Raw genomic sequence first — 25,871 nt, 5'->3', positions numbered from 1 at the left:
ACGTGGCTCCTCGGGTCACTGCGGCGGGTTGCCGTGCTTGCGGGAGGGCAGGTCGGCGTGCTTGGTCCGGAGCATCGCGAGGGAGCGGATGAGGACTTCGCGGGTCTCCGCCGGGTCGATGACGTCGTCGACCAGGCCGCGCTCCGCCGCGTAGTAGGGGTGCATCAGCTCGGCCTTGTACTCCTTGACCATGCGGGCCCGCATGGCCTCGGGGTCCTCGGCGTCGGCGATCTGACGGCGGAAGATGACGTTGGCCGCGCCCTCGGCACCCATCACGGCGATCTCGTTGGTCGGCCAGGCGTAGGTGAGGTCGGCGCCGATGGACTGGCTGTCCATGACGATGTAAGCACCTCCGTACGCCTTGCGCAGGATGAGCGAGATGCGCGGGACGGTCGCGTTGCAGTAGGCGTAGAGGAGCTTGGCGCCGTGGCGGATGATTCCGCCGTGCTCCTGGTCGACGCCCGGCAGGAAGCCGGGTACGTCCAGGAGGGTGATGATCGGGATGTTGAAGGCGTCGCACATCTGCACGAAGCGCGCGGCCTTCTCGCTGGCCTCGATGTCCAGGACGCCGGCCAGGGCCTGCGGCTGGTTGGCGACGATGCCGACGACCTGGCCGTCCAGGCGGGCCAGGGCGCAGATGATGTTGCGCGCCCAGCGCTCGTGGACCTCCAGGTACTCGCCGTCGTCGACGAGCTCCTCGATGACCTTGGTCATGTCGTACGGACGGTTGCCGTCAGCCGGGACCAGATCGAGGAGGGTGTCGCCGCGGCGCTCCGCCGGGTCACCGGACTCGGTGCGGGGCGGGTTCTCGCGGTTGTTCTGCGGCAGCAGCGAGAGGAGGTAGCGCACCTCGGCGAGGCACGTCTCCTCGTCGTCATAGGCGAAGTGGCAGACGCCGGACGTCTCGGCGTGCACGTCGGCGCCGCCGAGGCCGTTCTGGGTGATCTCCTCGCCGGTGACGGCCTTGACGACGTCCGGTCCGGTGATGAACATCTGCGAGGTGTCGCGGACCATGAACACGAAGTCCGTGAGGGCGGGGCTGTAGGCGGCGCCGCCCGCGCACGGGCCGAGCATCACGCTGATCTGCGGGATGACCCCGGACGCCTTGGTGTTGCGCTGGAAGATGCCGCCGTACCCGGCGAGGGCGCTGACGCCCTCCTGGATGCGGGCGCCGGCGCCGTCGTTCAGGGAGACCAGCGGGGCACCGGCCGCGATGGCCATGTCCATGATCTTGTGGATCTTCGTGGCGTGGGCCTCGCCGAGCGCGCCGCCGAAGATCCGGAAGTCGTGTGCGTAGACGAAGACCGTGCGCCCCTCCACCGTGCCCCAGCCGGTGATGACACCGTCGGTGTACGGCTTCTTGGCCTCCAGGCCGAAGCCGGTCGCCCGGTGCCGGCGGAGTTGCTCGACCTCGCGGAAGGACCCCGGGTCCAGGAGCAGCTCGATGCGCTCCCGTGCCGTCAGCTTGCCCTTGGCGTGCTGCGCCGCCGTCGCCTTCTCGCTCGGCCCGGCCAGTGCCTGCGCACGGATCTCGTGCAGTTCGGCCACTCGCCCGCGCGCGTCCGTCGGCTCACCCGGCGCCTCATCCAAAACGGTCATGTAGCGACTCTACGAAGCCGACCAAGGATTGCCAGCCGTCGACTCCGTACAGTCTCCGACGCGTTTTCCTGGTAGCACTGAACAGAACCCTCACGACATGCAGGCGTTTCGACTGCTCAGAGGGCCTGATGCTTGTAGGAGTCGCACAAAGTCGTCAGCTGAGAGTCACCTCACATTCATGGGTGGTACATACCACCCCTGGAGTGACGCGCAGGTGCAGTCGGCGGCCCGTCGAGACGATTTCGACCGTCTCGTCGGCCTGTACCGTCGCTCGCACCGGGTGGTCCCAGATGATCTCCAAGGGCTCTCCCGTGCGCGGTGGTTCGCTCACGCAGAGGGTAGCGGTACGGCCCCTGCGCCGGACCAGCACGCTCGCCCCCGCCGTCGCGGTGAGCGGGCCCGCCGTGCCGGGCTGCCAGAAGTTCGCGGCCGTCAGGCCGAGCGGGGGAACGGCGACCGCCTGGCAGCGGTCGTCGTTGGCGAGGACCGTGAGGCGGTGGCGGTCGGCGGCGCGGCGTGCGACGTCCCGGCGGGAGGCGCCCGGCATGAGGACGTAGACGTAGTCCGCGTCGGCCGGGTCCGTGCCGTGATCCAGCCAGAGGGTCTGCCAGCGGCGGGTCCGGCGCTCGGTCGTGCTGGTGGTGTTGATGTCGGACCAGGCGCCGGTGCGGTCCTCGCGCAGGGTCCGCAGCTCGCCCCCGGGCACGATCCAGCCGCCGTGGCCCGCCAGATGAGCCCAGCCGCGGCCGCGGACGAGGGCCTGGCGGCCGCCCTCCCCGAGGTTGCGGTTGTCGACGACCGTCTCGACCGGGACGCCGTCCGCGCAGGTGATCCCGGCGCCCAGGCAGACCACCTCGTCGTCGAGGAAGAACCAGGACTTGCGGGCTCGGAGGGTCGAGCCAAGCCCTTCGAGGTGCTGTCCGACGGCCGCGTACTCGCCGTCGGTCGTGCCGCCGACCCAGCGGGCGCCGGGCTTGGGCGCGCCCCATTCGCCGCCGGCCCTGTCGGGCAGGCGCTTGGTGGAGACGGTGGTGCCGGGCAGCCGGTACCAGTCGACGGTCGGCCAGAACCAGTCGGTGTACTGGTCGGATCCGGACCCGTTCGCCCACCAGGTGAGCATGCCCGCGCCGGTGTGCCAGCCGCGCGGGTTCTCGCCGTTGCCGCACTCGTAGTGGGCGATGCGGTCACTGGCCATGGCGAGGCCCGCGGTGAAGGCGGGGCGGCGGTGGACGGCGCGGTCCATGGCCGCGAAGAGGTTGTGCCCGGTGGGCTCGGGCGCGGCCTCGACGTGAGCGTCGGCGATCTCGTGCAGCCGGGCCAGGTCGGCGACCCCGAACTGCGGTGCCGTCAGGACTGGGGTGACGGTGTCGCGTTCGATCCAGCCCTTGATTCGCGCGTACCACCGCCGGCGCTCGGCGTCGCTCGCGCCGCCCGCGAGAACGGCCATGGCGGCGATGAGCTGCTGTCCGTGGAAGTGGTCGCTGCGCATGACGTGCAGGTCGTCGTTCTTGAGGTGGCCCCGGCTGATGGCGCGGCCGTTGACGAGGTCCATGACCAGTCCGTCGTGGATGAGGGGCGCGTAGGCGTGTTCGACGCTGTCGAGGATGATCTGCCTGCCGGGGTCCGTCACCTCCCACTCCGAGCCGGCGAGCAGGGTGAACAGCCGGCCGAGTCCGTCCAGCACGACCTGGCCGTACGTTCCCGAGTAGGCGACCCAGGTGTGCTGCACGAACGAGCCGTCGGCGTAGAGGCCGTCGCCCTTGGTGACGTACGGGAAGACCGGCGAGAGCGCGTCGCGGGCGAGGGCGATCTTGTCGGGGGCCCGGCCCAGGATGCCGCGCAGGGCGACGGATCGGCACAGGTCGACGCGGTTGGCGCCGGTGGAGGTGCCGGAGTAGTCGCCGAGCATCGCGTCGGGGACGAAGTGGTCGACGGCGGCGCAGGCGGCGGCGGTTCGGTCGGTGCCGAGGTGGTCGTGGAGTGCGGCCGTGATGTCCATCAGGAGGCGGGGGCTGCCGATCTGCCACTCCCACCAGTTGCCGTAGCGGGTGGTACCCGGGTTGTAGACGGTGGCCCAGAGGTGGTCGAGGCCGCGCAGGATGTCGGCGAGGAGGGACTCGTCGCCGGTGGAGCCGGTGCCCTGCTGGACGTACGCCTCGGTCATGGTCCACAGGCGGCCGTAGGCGAAGGTGATGCCGGCGGGCGGGTCGAAGGGGTGGCCGGGCCACAGGGAGGCGGGGGTGGGGGCCATGGTGGCGCGGTGGGCGCGGGCGCGTTCGCCGGTTTCGGCGAGGCGGGAGGCATACGGTTCGGCGGCCGGGTCGTAGCCGTCGCCGAGGGTGATGCCGAGCCAGCGCCGGCGCAGGGTGTCGTAGGGGTCGGCGGTGGTCTCCGCGGGGGCGTCCGGGGACGGGGCGCCGAGGGCGCGGGGGCCGAGGGCCGGGGTGAGCGTGGCGGCCAGGGCGGTCGCGAGCAGGACGGAACGGCGGGTGGGTTCGGCGCCGGTTCGGCGGACGTGCGGCCACGAGGAGGTCATGCTCATGACCCTTCCCCGATCCGGGGTCCGCCAGGCGGCGGTACGCGTGCTGCGGGGCGGGGTCCGCCGGGATACCAAGAGGATGCCTGACCGCCGTTCCGGTTCGCCTCCGTTCCGGTTCGTTCCGATCCGTGACGAGGTGACCATGCGCCTGCTGCTCGTCCATCCCAGCGCCCTGCTGTACTCCGAGATCTTCCTGCGCCTGGAGCCCCTGGGGCTCGAACGCGTAGCGGGCGCGGCCCGCGAGGCGGGGCACGAGGTCCGGGTTGTGGACCTCCAGGTGCTGGACCTGGCTACCCTGCGGGACGAGGTGCGGTCGTTCCGGCCGGAGGCCCTCGGCGTCTCGCTGAACTACCTGGCGAACATCCCCGAGGCGATCGACCTGGCGGCGAAGGTGAAACGGGAGGTCCCCGGCTGCTTCGTCTTCTTCGGCGGACACAGCGTCTCCTTCGTCGCCGAGGACGTGCTGGAGCAGGCGGCCGGCGCGGTGGACGCGGTGGTCCGGGGCGAGGGCGAACCGGTGATCGCGCCGCTGCTGGAGGCGGTGCGCGACGGCGGGGTGGAGGGCGTCCCCGGAATCATCACCGCGGCCGGCAGGGGGCCCGCGCCGCTGATGATGCACGGCATCGACTCCCCGCTGCCGGCCCGCGACCTGATGCGCAACCGGCGCCGCTACTTCATCGGCGAGCTGGACCCGTGCGCCTCCATCGAGTTCACCCGCGGCTGTCCCTGGGACTGCTCGTTCTGCTCGGCCTGGACGTTCTACGGCCGCAGCTACCGCAAGGCCTCCCCCGAGGCCGCGGCCGAGGACCTGGCGAGGATCCGCGAGCCCAACGTCTTCATCGTGGACGACGTGGCCTTCATCCGGCCCGAGCACGGCAACGCGATCGCCGCCGAGGTGGAACGGCGCGGCATCCGCAAGCAGTACTACCTGGAGACCCGCAGCGACGTGCTGCTGCGCCACCCCGAGGTCTTCGAGCGGTGGGCGAGGCTCGGTCTGCGCTACATGTTCCTGGGCATGGAGGCCATCGACGCCGAGGGCCTGGACCTGTTCCGCAAGCGGATCAGCCCGGACGAGAACTTCCGGGCGCTGGAGACGGCCCGGCGCCTGGGCATCCAGGTCGCCATCAACCTCATCGTGGACCCGGCCTGGGACGAGGAGCGCTTCCGGGTGGTGCGGGAGTTCGCGCTGTCGGTGCCGGAGATCGTGCACTTCACGGTGATGACGCCGTACCCGGGCACGGAGATCTGGCACACCGAGTCCCGCCGCCTCACCACCCGGGACTACCGCCTCTTCGACATCCAGCACGCCGTGGTGCCGACCACGCTGCCGCTGGACCGGTTCTACGAGGAACTGGTGCGCACCCAGGCCGTGATCAACCGCAAGCACCTGGGCCTGCGGACGGCGTTCGGCGCGGCCCGGATCCTCGGCCGGAACCTGCTGCGCGGGCAGACGAACTTCGCCCGCATGCTGTGGAAGTTCAACCAGGTCTACAACCCGCGCCGGCAGTTCGCGGACCACAGCATGCCCGTGCGGTACGAACTCCCGCTGCCCAAGCCCGTCGACGTCGGCGACCGGCGGCAGCTGTACGTCCACACGCGGACGGCACCGCAGGCATCGCGGCCACCCCGCGCGTAAACGTTGAATGTTGAACGGAATGGGTCTACAGTCGTGATTGTTGAACTGGTTGAACATTCAACATAAGACCTCGCCCCTTTCCGGAGGACGCCATGACCACCACCCCCGACCTCACCACCCTGACCGGCGAGTACGCGATCGACCCCGCGCACACCACGATCGGCTTCACGGCACGCCACGCCATGGTCACCAACGTCAAGGGCAAGTTCCTCGACTTCAGCGGCGCCCTGCACCTGGACGGCGCCGACCCGACCCGCTCCACCGCGTCCCTCGACATCACGATGGACAGCGTGGACACCGGGTCCGCCGACCGCGACGGCCACCTCAAGAGCTCGGACTTCTTCAAGACGGACGAGTTCCCGAAGATGACCTTCCGCTCCACCGGCGCGGAGGCCCTGGGCGGCGACGACTACCGCGTCACCGGCGACCTCACGATCCTCGGCACCACCAAGCCGCTCACCATCGACCTGGAGTTCAACGGCGCCGCCAAGGACCCGTTCGGCAACGAGCGCGTCGGTTTCGAGGGCAAGGCGGAGATCAAGCGCTCGGAGTGGGGCCTCACCTGGAACGCGGCCCTGGAGACCGGCGGCTTCCTGGTCTCCGACAAGATCAAGCTGAACTTCGACATCTCGGCGATCAAGCAGGCGTGACGTCCCGCGCCCTCTCGGGGGCGGCGAAGTCCACGTCGACGGCGGCCCGGACCCGGATACACCGGCCGGGCCGGCCGATCGTCCGGCATACCGTGTTGTACTGCCGGATCGAACGGTCCGCGGGGACCGGCTCGCCGGTGTCCGCCGCGCTCCGCCGTGACGTGGGGCACCCGTCGGCGACGACGACCAGGCGTATCCCCGGCTCAGCGCCCGCGGCGCCGTGGTGTCCACGCAGACCTCCGTGGCTAACCCGGTCACGATCAGCTCGGTGACATGGGCTCACCACAGCGGCGTGTCCCGCCCGGCCGCCGCTCCGTTGCCCAGCAGGTCCCGCGCCTGGTCGAGGGCCTGGCCGAAGGGGTCGGGGAAGACACCCAGACCGTGCGTGACCAGAGCGCCCTCGTGCAGCAGCATCAGCGTGCGCGCCAGCCGGTCCGCGGCGGCCTCGTCGGCCACGGCGGTCTCCCCGACGAGGCGGGTGAACAGGTCGAGCATCCACCGCTTCTGCCCGGTGATGACCGGGTACGCCGGGTGGGCCGGGTCGCTGATCTCCGCGTGGGCGTTGATCATGCTGCACCCCTTGGCCCCGTACTCCGCCGCCCAAGCGCGCGAGGCCTCGAAGACGGCCAGCACCCGGGCGGCCGGCGGCTGCCCCGAGGCCGCCTCCAGACGGCCGGCCAGAAGCTCCCGCCAGCGCTCGTCGCGCCCGGCCAGGTACTCCACGACGATCTGCTCCTTCGAGCCGAACCGGTCGTACAGCGTCTTCTTGGTCACTCCGGCCTCGGTGGCGATGAGGTCCACGCCCACGGCGTGGATGCCGTGGGCGTAGAACAGCCGCTCGGCGGCTTCCAGAACGCGTCGCGCACCGGGCGTCATGCGGACGCGGTGCGGTTTCTCCACGTTCTCCTCCTTCTCCACAGGCTCCATGTTCACGAGTATACCGGCCTGTATAGTGGGCACCCGGAAGCAAGTAAACCGATCTGTCTACTGGATTCCGGATGTGGTCGACGTGAAATCCCTGCTCTCGGTCGCCTTCGTACTGTGCTGGAGCTCCGGCTTCATCGGCGCCAAGCTCGGCGCCGGGACGGCGGACGCGACCACGCTCCTGATGTGGCGCTTCCTGCCGCTCGCCGTGGTCCTCGTCGCCGTCGCGGCCTTCTCCCGCGCGGCGTGGCGGGGCCTGAAGCTCCGGGACGCCGGCCGGCAGACCGCCATCGGCGCGCTGTCGCAGAGCGGGTATCTGCTCAGCGTCTACTACGCCATCCAGCTCGGCGTCTCCAGCGGCACCACCGCCCTGATCGACGGCGTCCAGCCGCTCGTCGCCGGTGCGCTCGCCGGCCCCCTGCTGCGGCAGTACGTCTCACGCCGGCAGTGGCTCGGACTGTGGCTGGGACTGGCCGGCGTCGCCACGGTCACGGTCGCCGACGCCGCGGCGGCGGGAGCGGACGTGGCCTGGTGGGCGTACTTCGTGCCCTTCCTCGGCATGCTGTCGCTGGTGGCGGCCACCTTCCTGGAGGGCCGCTCGCGCGCGCCGGTCCAGCCCCGGGTGGCGCTGACGATCCACTGCGCGACCAGCGCCGTCCTCTTCTCGGGGATGGCGGTCGGCTTCGGGGCCGCCGCCCCGCCCGCCGACTCCTCGTTCTGGGTGGCGACCGCCTGGCTCGTGGTGCTGCCCACCTTCGGCGGCTACGGGCTGTACTGGCTGATCCTGCGACGGTCCGGAATCACCGAGGTCAACACGCTCATGTTCCTCATGGCCCCGGTCACGGCCGTGTGGGGCGCCCTGATGTTCGGTGAACCCTTCGGCGTGCAGACCGCGCTCGGCCTGGCCGTCGGACTCGCGGCGGTCGTCGTCGTCCGGCGCGGGGGCGGGGAGGGGGGCGGTGGCGGGTCGCGGGCCCGGTCCGCCCGGGTCACCCGGCCCACTGCCGAATATTCGGTCGTGTCCGGCGCCGAGAGGCGCTAATCTGCCCGACGTGAACAGCCCCGAAGCGTCCAGACTCCGGCCACCGGTCCTCCGGTGGCCGTTCGTGATGCCGGGCTGAGGGACGCGCCGCGCGCGTACCCGTAGTCGCCGCTGTCTCCACCGCCGCCCGCCGGAAGACCGTCCGCCGTGTCGTGTTCGACGTCGACTTCCGGGTGCGGAGTTTCTTCATGCCGTTCGCTCTTCTTCTGCTGGGCCTTGCCGTGTTCGCCCAGGGAACGTCCGAGTTCATGCTGTCCGGGCTGGTGCCGGACATCGCCAGGGACCTACAGGTCACCGTGCCGGCGGCCGGGGCGCTGACCTCCGCCTTCGCGGTGGGCATGGTCGTCGGGGCGCCGCTGATGGCGGCGCTCGGCCGGCGCTGGTCACGAAGGGGCGCCCTGCTGGGCTTCCTGATCGTCTTCCTCGCCGTCCATGTCGTCGGTGCCGTCACCGACAGTTTCGGAGTACTGCTGGCCACGCGGGTGGTCGGGGCGCTGGCCAACGCCGGGTTCCTGGCCGTCGCCCTGGTGGCCGCCACCGGCATGGTCGGGCCGGAGGCCAAGGGCCGGGCCACGTCCACACTGCTCGCCGGGGTCACGCTGGCCTGCGTGGTCGGGGTTCCCGCTGGGGCGCTGCTCGGGCAGCTGTGGGGCTGGCGGTCGGCGTTCTGGGCGGTGGCGCTGCTGTCGGTGCCCGCCGTGGTGGCGGTCGCCCGGTCGGTTCCGGCCGGGGCCGCCGATCTCGTTCCTCCCTCGCTGCGGGGCGAGGTGCGGGCGCTGCGCAGCCCGCACCTCCTGGTCACGCTGCTGCTGGGAGCCCTGGTGAACGGGGCGACCTTCTGTACGTTCACGTATCTCGCGCCGCTGGCCACCGAGGTCGGCGGGCTCGACGACGCGTGGGTGCCCGGCGTGCTGGCGCTGTTCGGGGCGGGGGCGTTCGCCGGGGTGAGTGCGGGCGGGCGGTTCGCCGACCGTCGTCCGGTGCTGGTGGTGACGGCGGGCAGTGCCGCGCTGTGCGCCGGGTGGTGCGTGCTCGCGCTCGGCGCCGGTGCCCCGGTCCCGGCCCTCGGGCTCGTGTTCCTGCTGGGCGCGCTGTCCTTCGGGGTCGGCGCCACGCTCGTCTCGCAGGTGCTGTACGCGGCACCGGGTGCGCCCACGCTGGCCGGGGGCTTCGCTACGGCCGCGTTCAACGTGGGGGCGGCGTTGGGTCCGTGGGCCGGGGGTGCGGTGATCGGCGCGGGGTTCGGGTACCGGTCGCCGGTGTGGGTCAGCGCGGGGCTGGTCGCCTCCGCCCTTGCTCTCGCCGTCGCGGCGTCGGCTGCGCGAGCGTCCCGGTCGGACCGGTCCTCCCCCGCGTCCCCGCCCTCCCCGTCGACTCCGGTCTGACCGACGGTGCCCCGTCCGTCGGCGGGCGCCGTGGGGACCGCCCCGTCAGAAGCCTCCGCCGAAGTCGCCTCCGCCGCCGAAACCGCCGCCCCCGCCGAAGTCGCCGCCGCCGAACCCGCCCCCGAAGTCGCCGGAGTCGAAGTCCGCGCCGGAGACGTCGCCGCCCTCGTAGCCGCCGAAGTCGCCGTAGCCGGAACCGTAACCGGCTCCGTAGGCGGGGCCCGCCATCATGCTGCCCAGCATGGTGCCGACCAGCAGGCCGGGCAGGATGCCGCCGCCGAAGTAGCCGCCCGCCCAGGGGCCGTAGGCCGGGCCCGCGTCCCAGTAGGGGCGGCGGCCGTACTCGGTGTCCACCTCGCGGATCATCGGGTCCCGGCCGTCGGAGAGGCGGGTCCGGTCGGCGGCGCAGACCGGGACCTGGCGGGTGGCGCCGCCCTGCGGGGTCCAGGTGACGTCGGCGACGGACGGGCCGTGGCGCGGGTCGAAGAAGCAGGGCGGGCGGCGTTCGGGCAGCTGCCTGCCCTCGCGGCGGGCGGCGAGCTGTGCGAGGGAGAAGCGGCCGTCCTCCAGGGCCTGGGTGACGGCGCGGACGTCCTCGGGTTTCCCGGCGTCCGCCATGTGCTTCTTGGCCTGCTCGTAGGCGTCGAGGGCGCGTTCGTAGTCCGTGCGCATCGCGTCGTCGGCGCGCGGTTCCGCCGGGTGGAAGTCCAGGCGGTCCAGTTCCTCGCCGAAGGCGGTGATGTCCTCGTCGACCACCACCCGTAGCCGTTCCAGTGCCGCCCGCTGCTCCTCCTCGCGGCGGTGCCGGTTGCGCCGGGAGAGCGCGTAGACGCTCGCGCCGCCGATGGCCGCGACCGCGCCGGCCGTGATCAGCGCGCCGGTCGGCACCGAGGCGTCACCGGAGTCCCAGGACGAGGGAGCGGAGCCGCGCACGCTGCGCAGCGCGTCGTCCACGAAGTCGTTCAGCTGGGCCTTGGCGTCGCCCGCGCCCTGCGCGGCCGTGACCAGGTTGTCCACGCCCTGGCGGCTCAGCACCCTGCTGTCGGCGCGCGCGTCGAACTCGTCGCCGAGCCGGACGCCGTACAGACCGGTGATGCCGGTCTCGGTGCGGAGGTTCTGGAAGAGGTTCCCGGTCGGGTGATCGGCGGGGAGGACCGCCACGAAGACGGGTTCGTTCGCGTCCTCGATCTTGTCGGCGAGCGCCTCCGCGTCCGACGACGACAGCAGGTCGGAGGCGGCCGGGTCCACGTACACGGGACTCTCGCGCAGGGCCGCGCCGATCTCGGAGACGTCGGTGGCCGCCTGCGCGCCGGGCGCACCGGCCATCAGCACCGCCAGCGCGGCGATGACCGGCGCGACCAGGAGGCGTATGAGGACTCGAACGCGTGCGTCCTTCATACGTTCGAAAGTACCCGAATCGACCTCAATAAGACATCAGTACGGACCCGGAAAACCGGCGCTCATCCCGCGGGCGCGACCCCCGCCCGCAGCAGCCCGTACGTGTACGCGTCCTCCAGGGCCTGCCAGGAGGCGGCGATGACGTTCTCCGCGACGCCCACCGTGGACCACTCCCCCGTCCCGTCGCTCGTGGAGATGAGGACCCTGGTCGTGGACTGGGTCCCGTGCACGCCCTCCAGGATGCGGACCTTGTAGTCGACCAGGTCGAGCTTGGCCAGCTCCGGGTAGATCTTCTCCAGGGCGACCCGCAGGGCGCGGTCCAGGGCGTTGACCGGGCCGTTCCCCTCGGCCGTGGCGACGATGCGCTCACCCTTGGCCCAGAGCTTGACCGTGGCCTCGTTGGCGTGGGTGCCGTCCGGGCGGTCCTCGGCGATCGAGCGCCAGGACTCGACGTCGAAGTACTTGAGGGGGCCGCCCTCGACCTCGGCGCGCAGCAGGAGCTCGAAGCTCGCGTCGGCGGCCTCGTAGGTGTAGCCCGACAGCTCGCGTTCCTTCACCCGCTCGACGACCCGGCCGACCAGTTCGCGGTCGCCGCCGAGGTCGATGCCGAGTTCCTTGCCCTTGAGCTCGATGGAGGCGCGGCCGGCCATGTCGGAGACCAGCATCCGCATGGTGTTGCCGACCAGCTCGGGGTCGATGTGCTGGTACAGGTCGGGATCGACCTTGATCGCGGAGGCGTGCAGGCCGGCCTTGTGCGCGAAGGCGGAGACGCCGACGTAGGGCTGGTGGGTGGAGGGGGTGAGGTTGACGACCTCGGCGATGGCGTGGGAGATCCTCGTCATCTCGCGGAGCCGGCCCTCGGGCAGCACCTGCTTGCCGTACTTCAGCTCCAGGGCGGCCACGACCGGGAACAGGTTGGCGTTGCCGACCCGCTCGCCGTAGCCGTTGGCCGTGCACTGGACATGGGTCGCGCCCGCGTCGACCGCGGCGAGGGTGTTCGCGACGGCGCAGCCGGAGTCGTCCTGGGCGTGGATGCCGAGCCGGGCACCGGTGTCGGCCAGTACGGTGCCGACCACGGCCTGGATCTGCGCCGGGAGCATGCCGCCGTTGGTGTCGCACAGGATGACCACGTCGGCGCCCGCTTCCGAGGCGGCGCGCACCACGGCCTTCGCGTACTCGGGGTTGGCGCGGTAGCCGTCGAAGAAGTGCTCGCAGTCGACGAAGACCCGGCGGCCCTGTGCGACGAGGTGGGAGACGGTGTCCCGCACCATCGCCAGGTTCTCGTCGAGCGTGGTGCGCAGGGCGAGTTCGACGTGCCGGTCGTGGGATTTGGCGACCAGGGTGATCACCTGGGCGCCGGACTCCAGGAGCGCCTTGACCTGGTGGTCCTCGGCCGCGGTGGCGCCCGGGCGGCGGGTGGAGCCGAAGGCGACCAGCCGGGCGTGCCTGAAGTCGATCTCCTGCTGCGCGCGGGCGAAGAACTCGGTGTCCCGCGGGTTCGCGCCGGGCCAGCCGCCCTCGATGAAGCCCACACCGAAGTCGTCCAGGTGCCGTGCGATGGCCAGCTTGTCCGCGACCGTGAGGTTGATGCCCTCGCGCTGCGCGCCGTCGCGCAGGGTGGTGTCGAAGACGTGGAACGAATCGTCGAGTTCGCTGGTTGCGGTCATGATCTGAAGACTCCTGTATGGGATCTCGGTCTACCGGAATGACCGGTTCCACCGTCCGTCTATGATCCCGCACGCTCTCTTCCCGGCTGGGGGTGGGCCAGGAAAACGAAAAACCTCTCGCGGGTGCGAGAGGTCTGCGCGCGGGTCGAGGACGACGGTGTCCACCCGTACCTGGTCGTACGCGGTGGTCACTGCGGACCGGCGCGCCTGCTGCCAATAATCATGGCGAACGAGAGCACGGGAGCAGTCTGGCACAGACCGCCCCGTACTCACGGACCGTCTCAGGATGCGAGCGCGGTGCTGGTCAGCGCGTGCAACCCGGCGCGCGGTCAGCCGCCCCCGGCCAGGCTCTCGTCCAGGAACTCCCGGACGTGACCGAGAACCCTCCCCCGGTCCGTCCCGCGCAGCCCGATCGCCACGTGGATGGCGAAGCCGTCGAGGAGGGCGCGCAGCCGTGAGGCGAAGCGGTCGGGGTCGACGGGGCGGAACTCGCCGCGCGAGACGCCCTCGGCGAGCAGTGCCACCAGGTCGCGGTGCCAGGCGCCCTCGATGGCGGCCTGCCGGTCGCGGGCCTCGTCGGCGGCGTTCTGCGAGCGGTTCCAGACCTCCAGCCACAGCGTCCAGTGCGGGTCGCGGTGCCCGTCGGGGACGTACAGGTCGACGTAGGCGTCGAGGCGGTCGCGGGCCGTGCCCGGCCGGGTGAGCAGGCGGCCGCGCTGGACTCCCAGCCGGCCCTCGCTCCACTCCAGGGTGCGCAGCAGCAGTTCGTCCTTGGAGTGGAAGTAGTAGAGGAGGTGGCCGCTGCTCATGCCGACCTCGCGGCCGAGTGCCGCCATGGTGAGCTTCTCCAGGCCGCGCTCGGCGATCATCTCCATGGCGGCGGCGAGGACGTCCTCGCGCGGCGGGGCGGTGTTGCGGCGGCGTGCGCCCGGGGTGCTCATGCGCAGGCCACCCGGACCGCGTCCGGGAGGAAGCGGATCTCCCACGGCCCGTAACACTCGCTGTGCCATGTGGCCACCGCCGCTCCGCACCCCCCGCACACCTGGTTGGGCCCTGCCATGCCGAGCGTTCCGCAGCACCCCGACTCCTGGACGTCCGGGTTGCCGGACAGCCGTTCGCGGGCGTCCTCCGGGTTCACCACCAATGTGCCGCGCGGCCCCCGCGAGACCATGGTGCGGGGGCCGTCCGGCTCCCCCACCGAGACGCCGGGCAGGGTCGCCCCTTCCCACTCCGGGTCGGGGTGCGGCACGTACGGCGCGCCGCTCGGCCCTGGGTCCACCGCGTACTCGCCGGGCGGCAGGGTCGGCGGGGCGTGCCGCGAGCCGTCCGGGTTCCTGAGTCCGTCGTACTCCGGGTGCGGCGGCACCCCGGGCAGAAGACGCAGCGGCTCGGTCAGTCGGTGTCCGCAGGCCGTGCAGAGCAGTACATCCACCCGTACGTTCTACCCGATCACCGCCGCCGCCCCGCCGTCAGCCCGTCTTCGGCTGCTGCTGTGTGATGCAGTGGATGCCGCCGCCGCCCGCGAAGATCGTGCGCGCGTCCACCAGGGTCACCGTGCGCCGCGGGTGGAGCCGGCGGAAGATGCCGGCCGCCACCTCGTCGCGCGGGTCGTCGAAGCCGCAGAGCACCACGCCGCCGTTGCAGAGGTAGTGGTTGATGTAGGAGTAGTCCGCCCAGTGGCCGTCGGTCTCCAGGACGGTCGGGGCGGGCACCTCGACGACCTCCAGGCGGCGCCCCCGTGCGTCGGTGGCCGAGCGCAGGATGCCGATGGCCTCCTTGGTCACCTCGTGGTCGGGGTGGGCCGGGTCGGGCTGGTGGTGGGCGACGGCCACGCCCGGGGCGGCGAAGGCGGCGACGATGTCGACGTGGCCGAGGGTGCCGAAGCCGTGCGGGGGGTAGTCGCCGGTGAGGCCGCGCGGCAGCCAGATCGCCTTGCGGGTACCGAGGTGGGCGTGGATCTCCGCCTCGACCCGCTCCTTCGTCCAGCCGGGGTTGCGCTCGGGCCCGAGTTGCACGGTCTCGGTGAGCAGGACGGTGCCCTCGCCGTCGACGTGGATGCCGCCGCCCTCGTTGACCAGCGGGGAGGTGTACGTGCGGGCGCCGGCGAGGTCGGCGACGTATGCGCCGATCTTCGCGTCGTGGTCCCAGCGGGCCCACTCCTGGGCGCCCCAGCCGTTGAAGGTCCAGTCGACGGCGGCCAGTTCGGTGCCGTCGGTGAGGAAGGTGGGGCCGATGTCGCGCATCCAGGCGTCGTCCAGGTCGCGTTCGACCGTGTCGACGCCGTCGCCCAGCAGTCCGCGCGCCTCGGCCGACTGCCCCGGACCGCACACCACCGTGACCGGCTCGAAGCGGCGGACGGCACGGGCGACCGACGCCCAGGCGATACGCGCGGCGGCCAGGTCCTCGGGGCTCTCGAAGGTGTGGTTGGGTCCCGGCCACGCCATCCAGGTGCGCTCGTGCGGGGCCCATTCGGGAGGCATGCGGAAGCCGTCGGCGGCAGCGGTCATCGTGGGTACCTTCACAGGAAGTAGAGGCGGTTGAGGGAGACGGACTCGGCCGGTTCGGAGCGCAACGGGTCGCCGTCCAGGGTGACCAGGCCGGTGCGCTGGTCGACGTCGACCGCGCCGGTACGGGAGTTCAGGCGCAGGTCGGCCGGGCCGATGCCGCGCGTGCCGCGCACCGCGACCCGGCGGCGGCGGGTGGGCATCGTGTCGCCGCCCCGGTCGAGGGCGGCCTGGGCGACGAAGGCCACCGATATGTCGGCGGGCGTGGCGCCGTGCGCGCCGAACTGCGGGCCGAGGACGAGGGGTTCGCAGGTGTCGGTGGCCGCGTTCGGGTCGCCGACCACGCCGTACGCCGGGAAGCCGGACTTGAGGACGAGCTGCGGTTTGGCGCCGAAGTACTCCGGGCGCCACAGGACGATGTCGGCGAGCTTGCCGACCTCGATGGAGCCGACCTCGTGGGAGAGGCCGTGGGCGATGGCGGGGTTGACGGTCAGCTTCGCCATGTAGCGCAGGACGCGCTCGTTGTCGTGGTCGTCGTCCGGGGCGCCGAACTCGGCCTTCATCTTCCCGGCCATGGCGAAGGTGCGGCGCACGGTCTCGCCGGCCCGGCCCATGCCCTGCGCGTCGGAGGAGGTGATGCCGATCGCGCCGAGGTCGTGCAGCACGTCCTCGGCGCCCATGGTCCCGGCGCGGATGCGGTCGCGGGCCATGGCGGCGTCGCCCGGCAGGTCGGTCTTCAGGTCGTGGACGGAGACGATCATGCCGTAGTGCTCGGCGACCGCGTCCCGGCCGAAGGGCAGGGTCGGGTTGGTGGAGGAGCCGATGACGTTGGGGACACCGGCCATCTTCAGCACGTTGGGGACGTGTCCGCCGCCGCACCCCTCGATGTGGAAGGCGTGGATGGTGCGGCCTTCCAGGACGCGGAGGGTGTCCTCCACGGAGAGGCACTCGTTCAGGCCGTCGCTGTGCAGGGCCACCTGGACGTCGTGCTCCTCGGCGACGCGCAGGGCGGTGTCGAGGGCGCGGGTGTGGGCGCCCATGTCCTCGTGCACCTTGAAGCCGGACGCGCCGCCCTCGGCCAGCGCCTCGATGAGCGGCGCCTCGTGGGAGGACGAACCCCGGCCGAGGAACCCGATGTTGACCGGCCAGGCGTCGAAGGCCCCGAACACGTGCTTCAGCGCCCAGGGCGAGTTGACGCCGACGCCCCACACCGGGCCGAACTCCTGCCCGATGATCGTCGTCACGCCGGACGCGAGCGACGCCTCCATGATGCGCGGGGAGAGCAGGTGGACGTGGGTGTCGACGGCGCCGGCGGTGGCGATGAGGCCCTCGCCGGAGACGATGGACGTGCCCGTGCCGACCACGACGTCGACCCCGTCGAGGGTGTCGGGGTTCCCGGCCCGGCCGATCCCGCTTATCCGGCCCTCGCGGATGCCGATGGAGACCTTCCTGATCCCCTGCGCGGCGTCGATCACGACGACGTTGCTGATGACGACGTCGCAGGTCTCGCGGACGGCGGCGGCCTTGAGGTGCAGTCCGTCGCGGGCCGTCTTGCCGAAGCCGGCGAGGAACTCGTCGCCGTAGCGCTGGGCGTCGGACTCGACGCGGATGACCAGGCCCGAGTCGCCGAGGCGGACCCGGTCGCCGGCGCGGGGGCCGTGGGTGGCGGCGTACGCGTACGGGTCGATGCTCATCGGTCTGCTCCCAGATATCCGCAGGCGGCGGCCCTGCGCAGGGCCTCTTCCTTCGCGCCCGGCGCGTCCAGCGGGCCGTCGACCAGCCCGGCGAACCCGATGGCGACGCGCGCGCCGCCGATCGGCACGAGCCCGACCTCGACGCGTTCACCGGGCCCGAAGCGGACCGAGGACCCGGCAGGGACGGCGAGACGCATGCCGTAGGCCCGCTCGCGGTCGAAGTCCAGGCGCGGGTTGGCCTCGAAGAAGTGGAAGTGCGAGGTCACGGAGACCGGCACGGTCGCGGTGTTGGTGACCGGGATGCGCACCGCGGCCTCGGGTTCGGCGTGGCCGGGGCCCGGCAGGAGGGCCCCGGGGCCCGCCGGTCCGAGTGCCCCGCCCCCGATGGGGCCGGATACCACCGCGAGCCGGGAACCGTCGTCGAAGACGGCCTCCACATGGACCTCGGTGACCACGTCCGCGACACCGGGCAGCACGTCGTCCGGGCCCAGTACCGACCGGGCGCGCTCGATCGCCTCGGCGAGACGGGCACCGTCGCGGGCGGCCTCGCACACGGTGTCCGCGATCAGCGCGGTCGCCTCCGGCACGTTCAGCCTGAGCCCCCGCGCGCGGCGGGCGCGGGCCAGCTCGGCCGCCCCGAAGAGCAGCAGCCGGTCACGTTCCGTGGGAGTCAGTCTCACGACGCGGTACCTCCTTGCCGACATGACATTAGAGCACCACTCTAAACCTGCGATTCATGTGACGGAAGGATTGACGGACTGACAAGGCAGACGTCACATTGAACGTCGCTCTAAACGTCATCAGGCGGCCGTCGAAGGAGACCAGCCATGCCGATAGAACAGCGCGGAGTCGACACCATCCCCGAAGGGGAACGCACCAGCGGGCCCCGGGACCTGGTCTCGATCCTGCTGGGGTCCAACCTCTGCCTGGGAGTGATCGTCTTCGGCTGGCTGCCGCCGTCCTTCGGCCTCGACTGGTGGGCGTCGGTCAGCTCGGTGGTGGCGGGTACGGTCATCGGTACCGTCTTCACGGCTCCGCTGGCCCTGGTCTCCCTGCGCACCGGCACCAACCTGTCCACGTCGTCCGGCGCCCAGTTCGGCGTGCGCGGGCGGCTGGTCGGCTCGGTGGTCGGCCTGCTCCTCGCCCTCGGCTACACCGCGCTGACCGTGTGGATCGGCGGCGACGTGATGATGGGCGTGCTCGGCCGGCTCTTCGGTCTGCCGCAGGGCGGGGCCGCGTACGCCGTGGTCTACGGACTGCTCGCCGCGGCGACCGTCGCGGGCGCGGTGTACGGCTACCGGGTGCTGCTCGCCATGTCCCGGGTGCTGGCCTTCGGCATGACCGCCCTGCTGGTCCTGGGCGTGATCGCCTACGCCCCCGACTTCACGACCGCCGCGCTGCCGGAGGCGGGCGGGTATCTGCTGGGCGGGTTCTGGCCGACGTGGCTGCTCGCGGCCGTGGCCGCCGGGCTGTCCGGGCCGGTCGCCTTCATCACGCTGCTCGGCGACTACACCCGGTACATCTCCCCGGCCCGCTTCTCCTCCCGCCGGGTGCTGCACGCGACCTGGCTGGGGCTGATGCTGGGCCTGCTGGTGCCGCAGCTCTTCGGCACCTTCACGTCGTACGCCGCCCGCGCCGCCCTGGACTACGCCGGGCCGCTGGTCGGCGCCGCCCCCAGCTGGTACCTGGTCCCGCTGCTGCTCGCCGCCTCCGCGGGCTCGGTCGGCAACGCGGGGCTGATGCTCTACTCCATGGGCCTGGACCTGGACGCCATCCTGCCGCAGGCCTCCCGGGCGCGGGCCACCTGCGCCGTCGCCGTCGTCGCCACGGCCTGTGTCTTCGTCGGGCACTACGCCTGGGACGCGCAGTCGGCGATGACGTCGTTCGTGCTGCTGCTGACGGCGATCGGCACGCCGTGGGCGGTCATCACGATGATCGGCTTCGCCCGCTGCCGCGGGGTCTACGACGCCGACGCGCTCCAGGTCTTCAACCGCCGGGCCCGCGGCGGCGCGTACTGGTACCGGGCCGGCTGGAACGTCCCGGCCACGGCGGCCTGGGCGGTGGGCGCGGCCGTCGGCCTGCTGTCGGTGTCCCTGCCCTCGTACGAGGGCCCACTGCTGGCGTTCACCGGCGGGGTGGACTGCAGCTTCCTGCTGTCGGGGCTGGTGGGCGGGGTGGTGTACGTGCTGTGCACGCCGGGTGCCGCCGTGCCGGCGGCACCCGGGGAGGCACTGGTCGAGCCCGCCTCCTGCCCGACCGAGTCCGGTGGCGGGCGGGCGTAGGCCAGAGGTCCGGGGGCGGAGCCCCGGCAACGCACAGGGCGGAGCCCCCGGCAACGCACGCCCCGGCGCCGGGCGCCTCACACCAGCCGGTGCATCCACCCGTGCTTGTCCTCGGCGGTGCCGCGCTGGATGTCCAGCAGCGCGCCCCGCAGGCGCCGCGTCACCTCGCCGGGCTCGCCCCCGCTCTGCTGCCACTGGGCACCCGCCCGCTTCACCGTGCCGACCGGAGTGATCACGGCCGCGGTACCGCAGGCGAAGACCTCGGTGAGGGTGCCGTTCTCCGAGTCGCGCTGCCACTGCTCGACCGAGACGCGGCCCTCCTCGGCCTCGTAGCCGAGGTCGCGGGCGACGGTGAGAAGGGAGTCGCGGGTGACGCCCTCCAGGATGGAGCCGGTGAGGGTCGGGGTGACGATCTTGTCGCCGTAGACGAAGTACAGGTTCATGCCGCCGAGTTCCTCGACCCACTGGTGCTCGACCGCGTCGAGGTAGCAGACCTGGTCGCAGCCCTTGGCCGCCGCCTCGGCCTGCGCGAGCAGGGAGGCCGCGTAGTTGCCGCCGGTCTTGGCGTCGCCCATGCCGCCGGGGACGGCGCGGACGCGGTCCTCGGAGACCCAGATGGAGACCGGCTTGACGCCGCCGGGGAAGTAGGCGCCGGCCGGCGAGGCGATGACGATGAAGAGGTACTCGTTGGCCGGCTTCACGCCCAGGCCGACCTCGGTCGCGATCATGAACGGGCGCAGGTAGAGGGACTCCTCGCCGCCGTGCGCCGGGACCCAGTCCTGGTCCTGCCGCACCAGCGCGTCGCACGCCTCGATGAACGTCTCCACCGGCAGCTCCGGCATCCCGAGCCGGCGCGAGGATGCCTGGAAGCGCTGCGCGTTCTTCTCCGGACGGAAGGTGGCGACGGATCCGTCGGGGCGGCGGTAGGCCTTCAGCCCTTCGAAGATCTCCTGCGCGTAGTGCAGGACCATGGTGGCCGGGTCGAGGGAGAGCGGGGCGTACGGAACGAGCTGGCCGTCGTGCCAGCCACGGCCCTCGGTCCACTTGACCGTCACCATGTGATCGGTGAAGTGGCGGCCGAACCCGGGGTTGGCCAGGATCGCCTGGCGCTCCGTGTCGGAGAGCGGGTTGGCGGAGGGCTTGAGCTCGATCGTGGGCGTCGTCATGGGTTGATGTCCTTCACCGGTTGTCGTGACGGGCCGCGGTCACGCCCGTACGGCCGGTGGCCGGTGCTAGGACGTCCGAGCATTCCCTCATGTCGCGGCTTCGCGTTCGATTATCGCGCGCGGGTGGCGACGGCTGAAACGGGGTGAATGCGGCCCAGGGTTCGATGGTCGCACCTGGCGGACGCAGGAGAAAGCCGCCGGGTGCCTTGTTTTGGGACCCGGCGGCTTCGAAACGGATTCGATCGAGTGGCGCGGCGGGTGTCAGCCGGCTACTCGTACGGCGAGTGCGTCGCCGATCTCGGAGGTGCTCCGGGCCGGCAGGTCGCCGCGCTCGCCGAGGTCGGCGGAGACGGCGTCCTCGATCCGGGTGGCCTCTGCCTCGTGACCGAGGTGGCGCAGCAGCAGGGCGACGGACAGCACCGTGGCGGTGGGGTCGGCCTTGCCCTGGCCGGCGATGTCGGGCGCGGAACCGTGGACCGGCTCGAACATCGAGGGGAAGTCGCCGGAGGGGTTGATGTTCCCGCTCGCGGCGACGCCGATGCCGCCGGAGACGGCCGCGGCGAGGTCGGTGATGATGTCGCCGAAGAGGTTGTCGGTGACGATCACGTCGAAGCGCTCGGGCTGGGTGACGAGGTAGATCGTCGCCGCGTCGACGTGCATGTACTCGGTGGTGACTTCGGGGAACTCCTCGGCCACCTTGTTGAAGACGTTCGTCCACAGGTGACCGGCGAAGGTCAGCACGTTGTTCTTGTGGATCAGCGCGAGCTTCTTGCGCGGGCGGGCCTGCGCGCGGGCGAAGGCGTCGCGGACGACGCGCTCGACACCGTAGGCCGTGTTGACGGAGACCTCGGTGGCGACCTCGTGCTCGGTGCCCTTGCGGATGGTGCCGCCGTTGCCGGTGTAGGGGCCCTCGGTGCCCTCGCGGACGACGACGAAGTCGATCTCCGGCTGGCCGGCGAGCGGGGTGGCGACGCCCGGCAGCAGCTTGGACGGCCGCAGGTTGACGTGGTGGTCGAAGGCGAAGCGGAGCTTGAGCAGGAAGCCGCGCTCCAGGACGCCGGACGGCACCGACGGGTCGCCGATCGCGCCGAGCAGGATGGCGTCGTGCGCCTTGAGGGCGTCGAGGTCGGCGTCGGTGAGGGTCTCACCGGTGGCGTGATAGCGCCGGGCGCCGAAGTCGAACTCCTTGGTCTCCAGCTTCACATCCTGCGGAAGGACGGCGGAGAGGACCTTGAGACCTTCGGCCACGACCTCCTGGCCGATGCCGTCACCGGGAATCACTGCGAGATTGAGGCTGCGAGACATGACGGCACCCTACCCCTCGTCCCACGGGATGACATGCGGCGTCCGGCATGCGGACGCCGGCCGTCACCTGCGGCTCAGTGGCCGGTGGCGCCGCCGTTGTCCCGGCGGTCGAGGGCGCGCTGGAGGGCGGCCGCGGCGTTCTTGCGGTCGGAGTCACTGGTGCGGGAGAGGTGGCGGACTCGGCGGCGGACGGTCGTCTCGGCCATGGGAATCGACTCCTTCGGCACGCGGGCAGCGCGGAAAGCGAGTGGAAGGGGGAGACGCCGGAAGGGGCGGGAAGCACGGTGCCGCAGGGGTTGCCTGCACGGGGCCCGGCTCACGACCGCCATTCGCTCGATCGAGCGGGACGTTCGGCTCCTACAAAGTTAAGGGAGCATGGAGCATCTGTCTCCACAATTACTCGGACTTCCTACTATCTGAGACGGTGCACTCGGTCACACTGCCCCGACCTGCGGAAACGCCCGACGGGCCAGGTCGTGTGACCTGGCCCGTCGGGCGTTGCTCCACGGGGCGTCAGCCCATGTGCGGGTACGTGTAGTCGGTCGGCGCGACCAGCGTCTCCTTGATGGCGCGGGTCAGCGTCCAGCGCATCAGGTTCTGCGGGGCACCGGCCTTGTCGTTGGTGCCGGAGGCACGGCCGCCGCCGAAGGGCTGCTGGCCGACCACGGCACCGGTCGACTTGTCGTTGATGTAGAAGTTGCCGGCCGCGTAGCGCAGCTTCTCCATCGTGTACGCCGCCGCCGCGCGGTCGCCCGAGATGACCGAACCGGTGAGGGCGTAGTCGGACACCGACTCCATCTGGGTCAGCATCTCGTCGTACGCGTCGGCCTTGCTGTCGTCGTAGACGTGCACGGCGAGGAACGGGCCGAAGTACTCGGTGCGGAACACCTCGTTCTCCGGGTCGGAGCACTCGACGACCGTCGGGCGGACGAAGTAGCCGACCGAGTCGTCGTAGGAGCCGCCCGCGACGATCGTGCAGGTGTCGTCCGCCTTGGCGCGGTCGATCGCGGCCTTGTTCTTGGCGAAGGACCGCTCGTCGATGACGGCGCCCATGAAGTTCGACAGGTCGGTGACGTCACCCATGGTCAGGTAGTCGACCTCGGCGGCGAACTCCTCCTTGAACCCGTCGTTCCAGATGGACGCCGGGATGTACGCGCGGGAGGTGGCGCTGCACTTCTGGCCCTGGTACTCGAAGGCGCCGCGGGTCAGGGCGGTCTTCAGCACGGCGCGGTCGGCGCTCGGGTGGGCGACGAGGAAGTCCTTGCCGCCGGTCTCGCCGACCAGGCGCGGGTAGGTGCGGTACTTCTCGATGTTGTTGCCGACCGTCTTCCACAGGTGCTGGAAGGTCCTGGTCGAGCCGGTGAAGTGGATGCCCGCGAGGTCGCGGTGCTCGAGCGCGACCTCGGAGACCGCGATGCCGTCACCGGTGACGAGGTTGATGACGCCCTTGGGCAGCCCGGCCTCCTCCAGGAGCTGCATCAGCAGCACGGCGGCGTGGGTCTGGGTCGGGGACGGCTTCCAGACCACCACGTTGCCCATGAGGGCCGGGGCGGTGGGCAGGTTGGCGGCGATCGCGCTGAAGTTGAACGGCGTGATCGCGTAGACGAAGCCCTCCAGCGGGCGGTGGTCCATGCGGTTCCACACGCCCTGGGAGTTGGCCGGGGGCTGCTCGGCCAGGATGTTGCGGGCGTAGTGGACGTTGAAGCGCCAGAAGTCGATCAGCTCGCAGGGGCTGTCGATCTCGGCCTGCTGGGCCGTCTTGGACTGGCCGAGCATCGTCGAGGCGGCGATGGTCTCGCGCCACGGGCCGGACAGCAGCTCGGCGGCGCGCAGGATGATCGCCGCGCGGTCGTCGAAGGACATCGCGCGCCACGCCGGGGCGGCGGCCAGGGCGGCGTCGATCGCGTCCTGGGCGTCCTGCTGGGTGGCGTTCGCGTACGTGCCCAGGCGGGACTTGTGGTTGTGCGGCTGCACGACGTCGAAGCGCTCGCCGCCGCCCATCCGCTTGACGCCACCGATGGTGCAGGGCAGGTCTACCGGGTTGTCGGCCAGCTCCTTGAGCTTGGCCTCCAGACGGGCACGCTCGGGCGAACCGGGGGCGTAGCCGTGCACCGGCTCGTTGACGGGGGTGGGGACCTGGGTCACAGCGTCCATGGGTTCCGTAACTCCTTACTGAGCGGGTCTTGCGAGCAGGTGCGGGCTCAGCCCTTGCTGACCATCGAGCGGGCGAAGAACCGGAGGTTCGCCGGCTTCTCCGCCAGACGGCGCATGAAGTAGCCGTACCAGTCGGTGCCGTAGGCGGTGTAGACGCGCATGCGGTGGCCCTCGGCGGCCAGCCGCAGGTGCTCGTCGCCGCGGATGCCGTACAGCATCTGGAACTCGTACTCGTCGAGCTTGCGCCCGGCGGTGCGGGCCAGCTCCTGTGCGATGGAGATCAGGCGGGGGTCGTGGGACCCGATCATCGGGTAGCCCTCGCCGTTCATCAGGGTGCGCAGGATGCGGACGTACGCCTTGTCGATCTCGTGGCGCTGCTGGTACGCGACCTCGGCGGGCTCCTTGTAGGCGCCCTTCACCAACCGTACGCGACTGCCGTTGTCGGCGAGCCGGCGCGCGTCGGCCTCGGTGCGGAAGAGGTAGGCCTGGATGACGCAGCCGGTCTGCGGGACGTCCTTCCGCAGCTCCTCGTGGATGGCGAACATCGAGTCGAGGGTGGTGTGGTCCTCGGCGTCGAGGGTGACCGTGGTGCCGATCTCGGCGGCGGCCTCGACGACCGGGCGGACGTTCTTCAGGGCCAGCTCGTGGCCGCCGTCCAGTGCCTGGCCGAACATCGACAGCTTCACCGACATCTCGGCGCGGGCGCCGAGGCCGAGCGGCTTGAGCCGGTCGACCAGCTCCAGGTAGGCGTCGCGGGCGGCCTCGGCCTGCGCGGGGTTGGTGATGTCCTCGCCGACGACGTCCATCGTCAGCTCCAGGCCCTGGTCGGTGAGGTCCTGGATGATCGGCAGCACCTCGTCGACCGTCTCGCCGGGGATGAACCGGTCGACGACCGGCTTGGTCACGGGCGCGGCCGAGACCAGCCGGCGCATCCGGTCGCTGCGCGACGCGGCGAGAATCACGGGACCCAGCACGGGGCACCTCCACTTACCAACCAACACGAGGCCGTTGCCCGACGAACGGGGGACGGCACGGAGAACCACCGTGAAATCTATGGATCCACCCGATCGTCTGCCATCGACAGCTGTCACGCATCCGTGCCGCAGATCTCAGACAGATGTATGAAGGGCGCGCGCAAATGCGGCAGAATGCCCGGGTGATGTCGGATTCCAAGGATGACTATCAGGAGCTGGTCGACGAGATCTCCGAGTTGCTGGGCGCGCCCGCGACCCTGGAGAACCGCGACTTCGAGCTGATCGCCTTCGGCGCCTACGACAGCGAGGGCGACCTCGATCCGTCCGCCCTCGACCCGGTGCGCACCCGCTCGATCCTGACCCGGCGCTCCACCGCCGCCGTCCGGGCCTGGTTCGAGGGCTTCGGCATCACCCGCGCCACCGGCCCGGTCCGCATTCCGCCGACCCCGGATGCGGGGGTCTACCGGGGGCGTACATGTCTGCCGGTACGCCACCGGGGTGTCGTCCTCGGCTACGTGTGGCTGCTGGACACCGACCCCGGCCCGACCGAACGGCAGCTGGCGGCGGCCATGGAAGTCACCGCCCGGATCGGCGCGCTGCTCGCGGACGAGGCGCAGCACGGCGCCGACCTGAGCCGGGAGCTGCGGGCCGTGCTGACCGCCGAGCGCGACTGGCAGCGGGACATGGCCGTGGCGGAACTGCGCACGGCCCTCGGCTCCCGCGCGGACACCCCGCACGCGGTGGTCTGCGTCGCCCCCTGGCCGTCGGCCGGTCCCGACGACGCGCCCTCCGTCCGTACGGTGCCGGGGGCGACGGCGTTGTGCACGGTGCCGTGGGGGTCGGCCGGCCAGTCGCTGGCACTGCTTGTCCGGCTGCGCTCGGCGGAGGTGCTGACCCCGGCGACGTCGGCGGCGGGCCGGCTGCTCGAGCGGGCGCGGGGCGCGGGCGGGGC

20 protein-coding genes and 1 pseudogene are annotated in these 25,871 nt (G+C 71.6%); 6 read left to right on the top strand and 15 right to left on the bottom strand.

Features of this window, described 5'->3' with window-relative positions:
• Positions 1-15: 15 nt before the first annotated feature.
• Together EBH09_RS26200 and EBH09_RS26195 are read right to left on the bottom strand one after the other, a co-directional pair.
• Complete coding sequence (locus EBH09_RS26200) at positions 16-1,599, bottom strand: acyl-CoA carboxylase subunit beta (RefSeq protein ID WP_121749352.1); 1,584 nt, start codon at positions 1,597-1,599, stop codon at positions 16-18.
• A gap of 154 nt (positions 1,600-1,753) precedes the next feature.
• Positions 1,754-4,135, bottom strand: a complete 2,382-nt coding sequence (locus EBH09_RS26195; RefSeq protein ID WP_121749351.1) for a polysaccharide lyase 8 family protein — start codon at positions 4,133-4,135, stop codon at positions 1,754-1,756.
• 145 nt (positions 4,136-4,280) lie between these two features.
• Between EBH09_RS26195 and hpnR the strand changes: the two genes are divergently transcribed.
• Both hpnR and EBH09_RS26185 read left to right on the top strand, forming a co-directional pair.
• The gene (gene hpnR / locus EBH09_RS26190; RefSeq protein WP_121749562.1) at positions 4,281-5,774 is read left to right on the top strand and encodes a hopanoid C-3 methylase HpnR; all 1,494 of its coding nucleotides are present in this window, start codon (positions 4,281-4,283) and stop codon (positions 5,772-5,774) included.
• 92 nt (positions 5,775-5,866) lie between these two features.
• Positions 5,867-6,424: a YceI family protein gene (locus tag EBH09_RS26185; protein WP_121749350.1), complete on the top strand. Its 558-nt coding sequence runs from the start codon at positions 5,867-5,869 to the stop codon at positions 6,422-6,424.
• A gap of 279 nt (positions 6,425-6,703) precedes the next feature.
• On the opposite strand, the gene EBH09_RS26175 is transcribed toward EBH09_RS26185, so the two are convergent.
• A complete protein-coding gene (locus EBH09_RS26175) occupies positions 6,704-7,351 on the bottom strand; it encodes a TetR/AcrR family transcriptional regulator (protein WP_121749561.1) in 648 nt (215 codons plus the stop codon).
• Between the two features lie 82 nt (positions 7,352-7,433).
• Here EBH09_RS26175 and EBH09_RS26170 point away from each other — a divergent pair, with 82 nt between their 5' ends.
• Together EBH09_RS26170 and EBH09_RS26165 are read left to right on the top strand one after the other, a co-directional pair.
• Positions 7,434-8,390 (top strand): DMT family transporter, encoded by a 957-nt coding sequence (locus tag EBH09_RS26170; protein ID WP_121749560.1) that lies wholly within the window; start codon positions 7,434-7,436, stop codon positions 8,388-8,390.
• 188 nt (positions 8,391-8,578) lie between these two features.
• Positions 8,579-9,775 carry a Cmx/CmrA family chloramphenicol efflux MFS transporter gene (locus tag EBH09_RS26165; protein ID WP_121749559.1) on the top strand — a complete coding sequence of 399 codons (1,197 nt, stop codon included), beginning with the start codon at positions 8,579-8,581 and terminating at the stop codon, positions 9,773-9,775.
• A 45-nt stretch (positions 9,776-9,820) separates the two neighbouring features.
• Here the strand turns inward: EBH09_RS26165 and EBH09_RS26160 are convergent, their stop codons facing one another.
• The 7 genes from EBH09_RS26160 to ureA form a co-directional block, all read right to left on the bottom strand.
• Positions 9,821-11,173: a hypothetical protein gene (locus EBH09_RS26160; protein WP_121749349.1), complete on the bottom strand. Its 1,353-nt coding sequence runs from the start codon at positions 11,171-11,173 to the stop codon at positions 9,821-9,823.
• A gap of 62 nt (positions 11,174-11,235) precedes the next feature.
• The gene (gene cimA, locus EBH09_RS26155) at positions 11,236-12,840 is read right to left on the bottom strand and encodes a citramalate synthase (RefSeq protein ID WP_121749348.1); all 1,605 of its coding nucleotides are present in this window, start codon (positions 12,838-12,840) and stop codon (positions 11,236-11,238) included.
• 329 nt (positions 12,841-13,169) lie between these two features.
• Positions 13,170-13,781 carry a TetR/AcrR family transcriptional regulator gene (locus EBH09_RS26150; protein ID WP_121749347.1) on the bottom strand — a complete coding sequence of 204 codons (612 nt, stop codon included), beginning with the start codon at positions 13,779-13,781 and terminating at the stop codon, positions 13,170-13,172.
• A complete protein-coding gene (locus EBH09_RS26145; protein ID WP_121749346.1) occupies positions 13,778-14,272 on the bottom strand; it encodes a hypothetical protein in 495 nt (164 codons plus the stop codon). Before EBH09_RS26145 ends, EBH09_RS26150 begins: the two co-directional genes overlap by 4 nt.
• Positions 14,273-14,309: 37 nt before the next feature.
• A complete protein-coding gene (locus EBH09_RS26140) occupies positions 14,310-15,347 on the bottom strand; it encodes an agmatine deiminase family protein (protein WP_121749558.1) in 1,038 nt (345 codons plus the stop codon).
• A gap of 11 nt (positions 15,348-15,358) precedes the next feature.
• Complete coding sequence (locus tag EBH09_RS26135; RefSeq protein WP_121749345.1) at positions 15,359-17,038, bottom strand: urease subunit alpha; 1,680 nt, start codon at positions 17,036-17,038, stop codon at positions 15,359-15,361.
• Positions 17,035-17,718, bottom strand: a complete 684-nt coding sequence (ureA, locus tag EBH09_RS26130; protein ID WP_121749344.1) for an urease subunit gamma — start codon at positions 17,716-17,718, stop codon at positions 17,035-17,037. Before ureA ends, EBH09_RS26135 begins: the two co-directional genes overlap by 4 nt.
• A 147-nt stretch (positions 17,719-17,865) precedes the next feature.
• Here ureA and EBH09_RS26125 point away from each other — a divergent pair, with 147 nt between their 5' ends.
• Positions 17,866-19,320, top strand: a complete 1,455-nt coding sequence (locus EBH09_RS26125; protein ID WP_121749343.1) for a cytosine permease — start codon at positions 17,866-17,868, stop codon at positions 19,318-19,320.
• Between the two features lie 77 nt (positions 19,321-19,397).
• On the opposite strand, the gene EBH09_RS26120 is transcribed toward EBH09_RS26125, so the two are convergent.
• From EBH09_RS26120 to EBH09_RS26100, 5 genes are all read right to left on the bottom strand, one after another.
• The gene (locus tag EBH09_RS26120; RefSeq protein WP_121749342.1) at positions 19,398-20,486 is read right to left on the bottom strand and encodes a branched-chain amino acid aminotransferase; all 1,089 of its coding nucleotides are present in this window, start codon (positions 20,484-20,486) and stop codon (positions 19,398-19,400) included.
• A 261-nt stretch (positions 20,487-20,747) separates the two neighbouring features.
• Positions 20,748-21,791, bottom strand: a complete 1,044-nt coding sequence (locus EBH09_RS26115; protein WP_121749341.1) for a 3-isopropylmalate dehydrogenase — start codon at positions 21,789-21,791, stop codon at positions 20,748-20,750.
• Between the two features lie 74 nt (positions 21,792-21,865).
• Positions 21,866-21,997, bottom strand: coding sequence for a hypothetical protein (locus EBH09_RS39835; RefSeq protein ID WP_007444772.1), 132 nt, complete (start codon positions 21,995-21,997; stop codon positions 21,866-21,868).
• A 307-nt stretch (positions 21,998-22,304) separates the two neighbouring features.
• Complete coding sequence (pruA, locus tag EBH09_RS26105) at positions 22,305-23,945, bottom strand: L-glutamate gamma-semialdehyde dehydrogenase (RefSeq protein WP_121749340.1); 1,641 nt, start codon at positions 23,943-23,945, stop codon at positions 22,305-22,307.
• A 47-nt stretch (positions 23,946-23,992) separates the two neighbouring features.
• Positions 23,993-24,919: a proline dehydrogenase family protein gene (locus EBH09_RS26100; protein WP_121749339.1), complete on the bottom strand. Its 927-nt coding sequence runs from the start codon at positions 24,917-24,919 to the stop codon at positions 23,993-23,995.
• A 164-nt stretch (positions 24,920-25,083) separates the two neighbouring features.
• On the opposite strand from EBH09_RS26100, the pseudogene EBH09_RS26095 reads away from it, so the two are divergent.
• Positions 25,084-25,871: pseudogene (locus tag EBH09_RS26095) on the top strand (PucR family transcriptional regulator); the annotation flags it as partial.

The sequence above is a fragment of the Streptomyces sp. E2N166 genome, assembly GCF_003671715.1.
Lineage (GTDB): Bacteria > Actinomycetota > Actinomycetes > Streptomycetales > Streptomycetaceae > Streptomyces > Streptomyces thinghirensis.
Note: the sequence above shows the minus strand (reverse complement) of the source record. Positions and strands in the feature narration are given on the sequence as shown.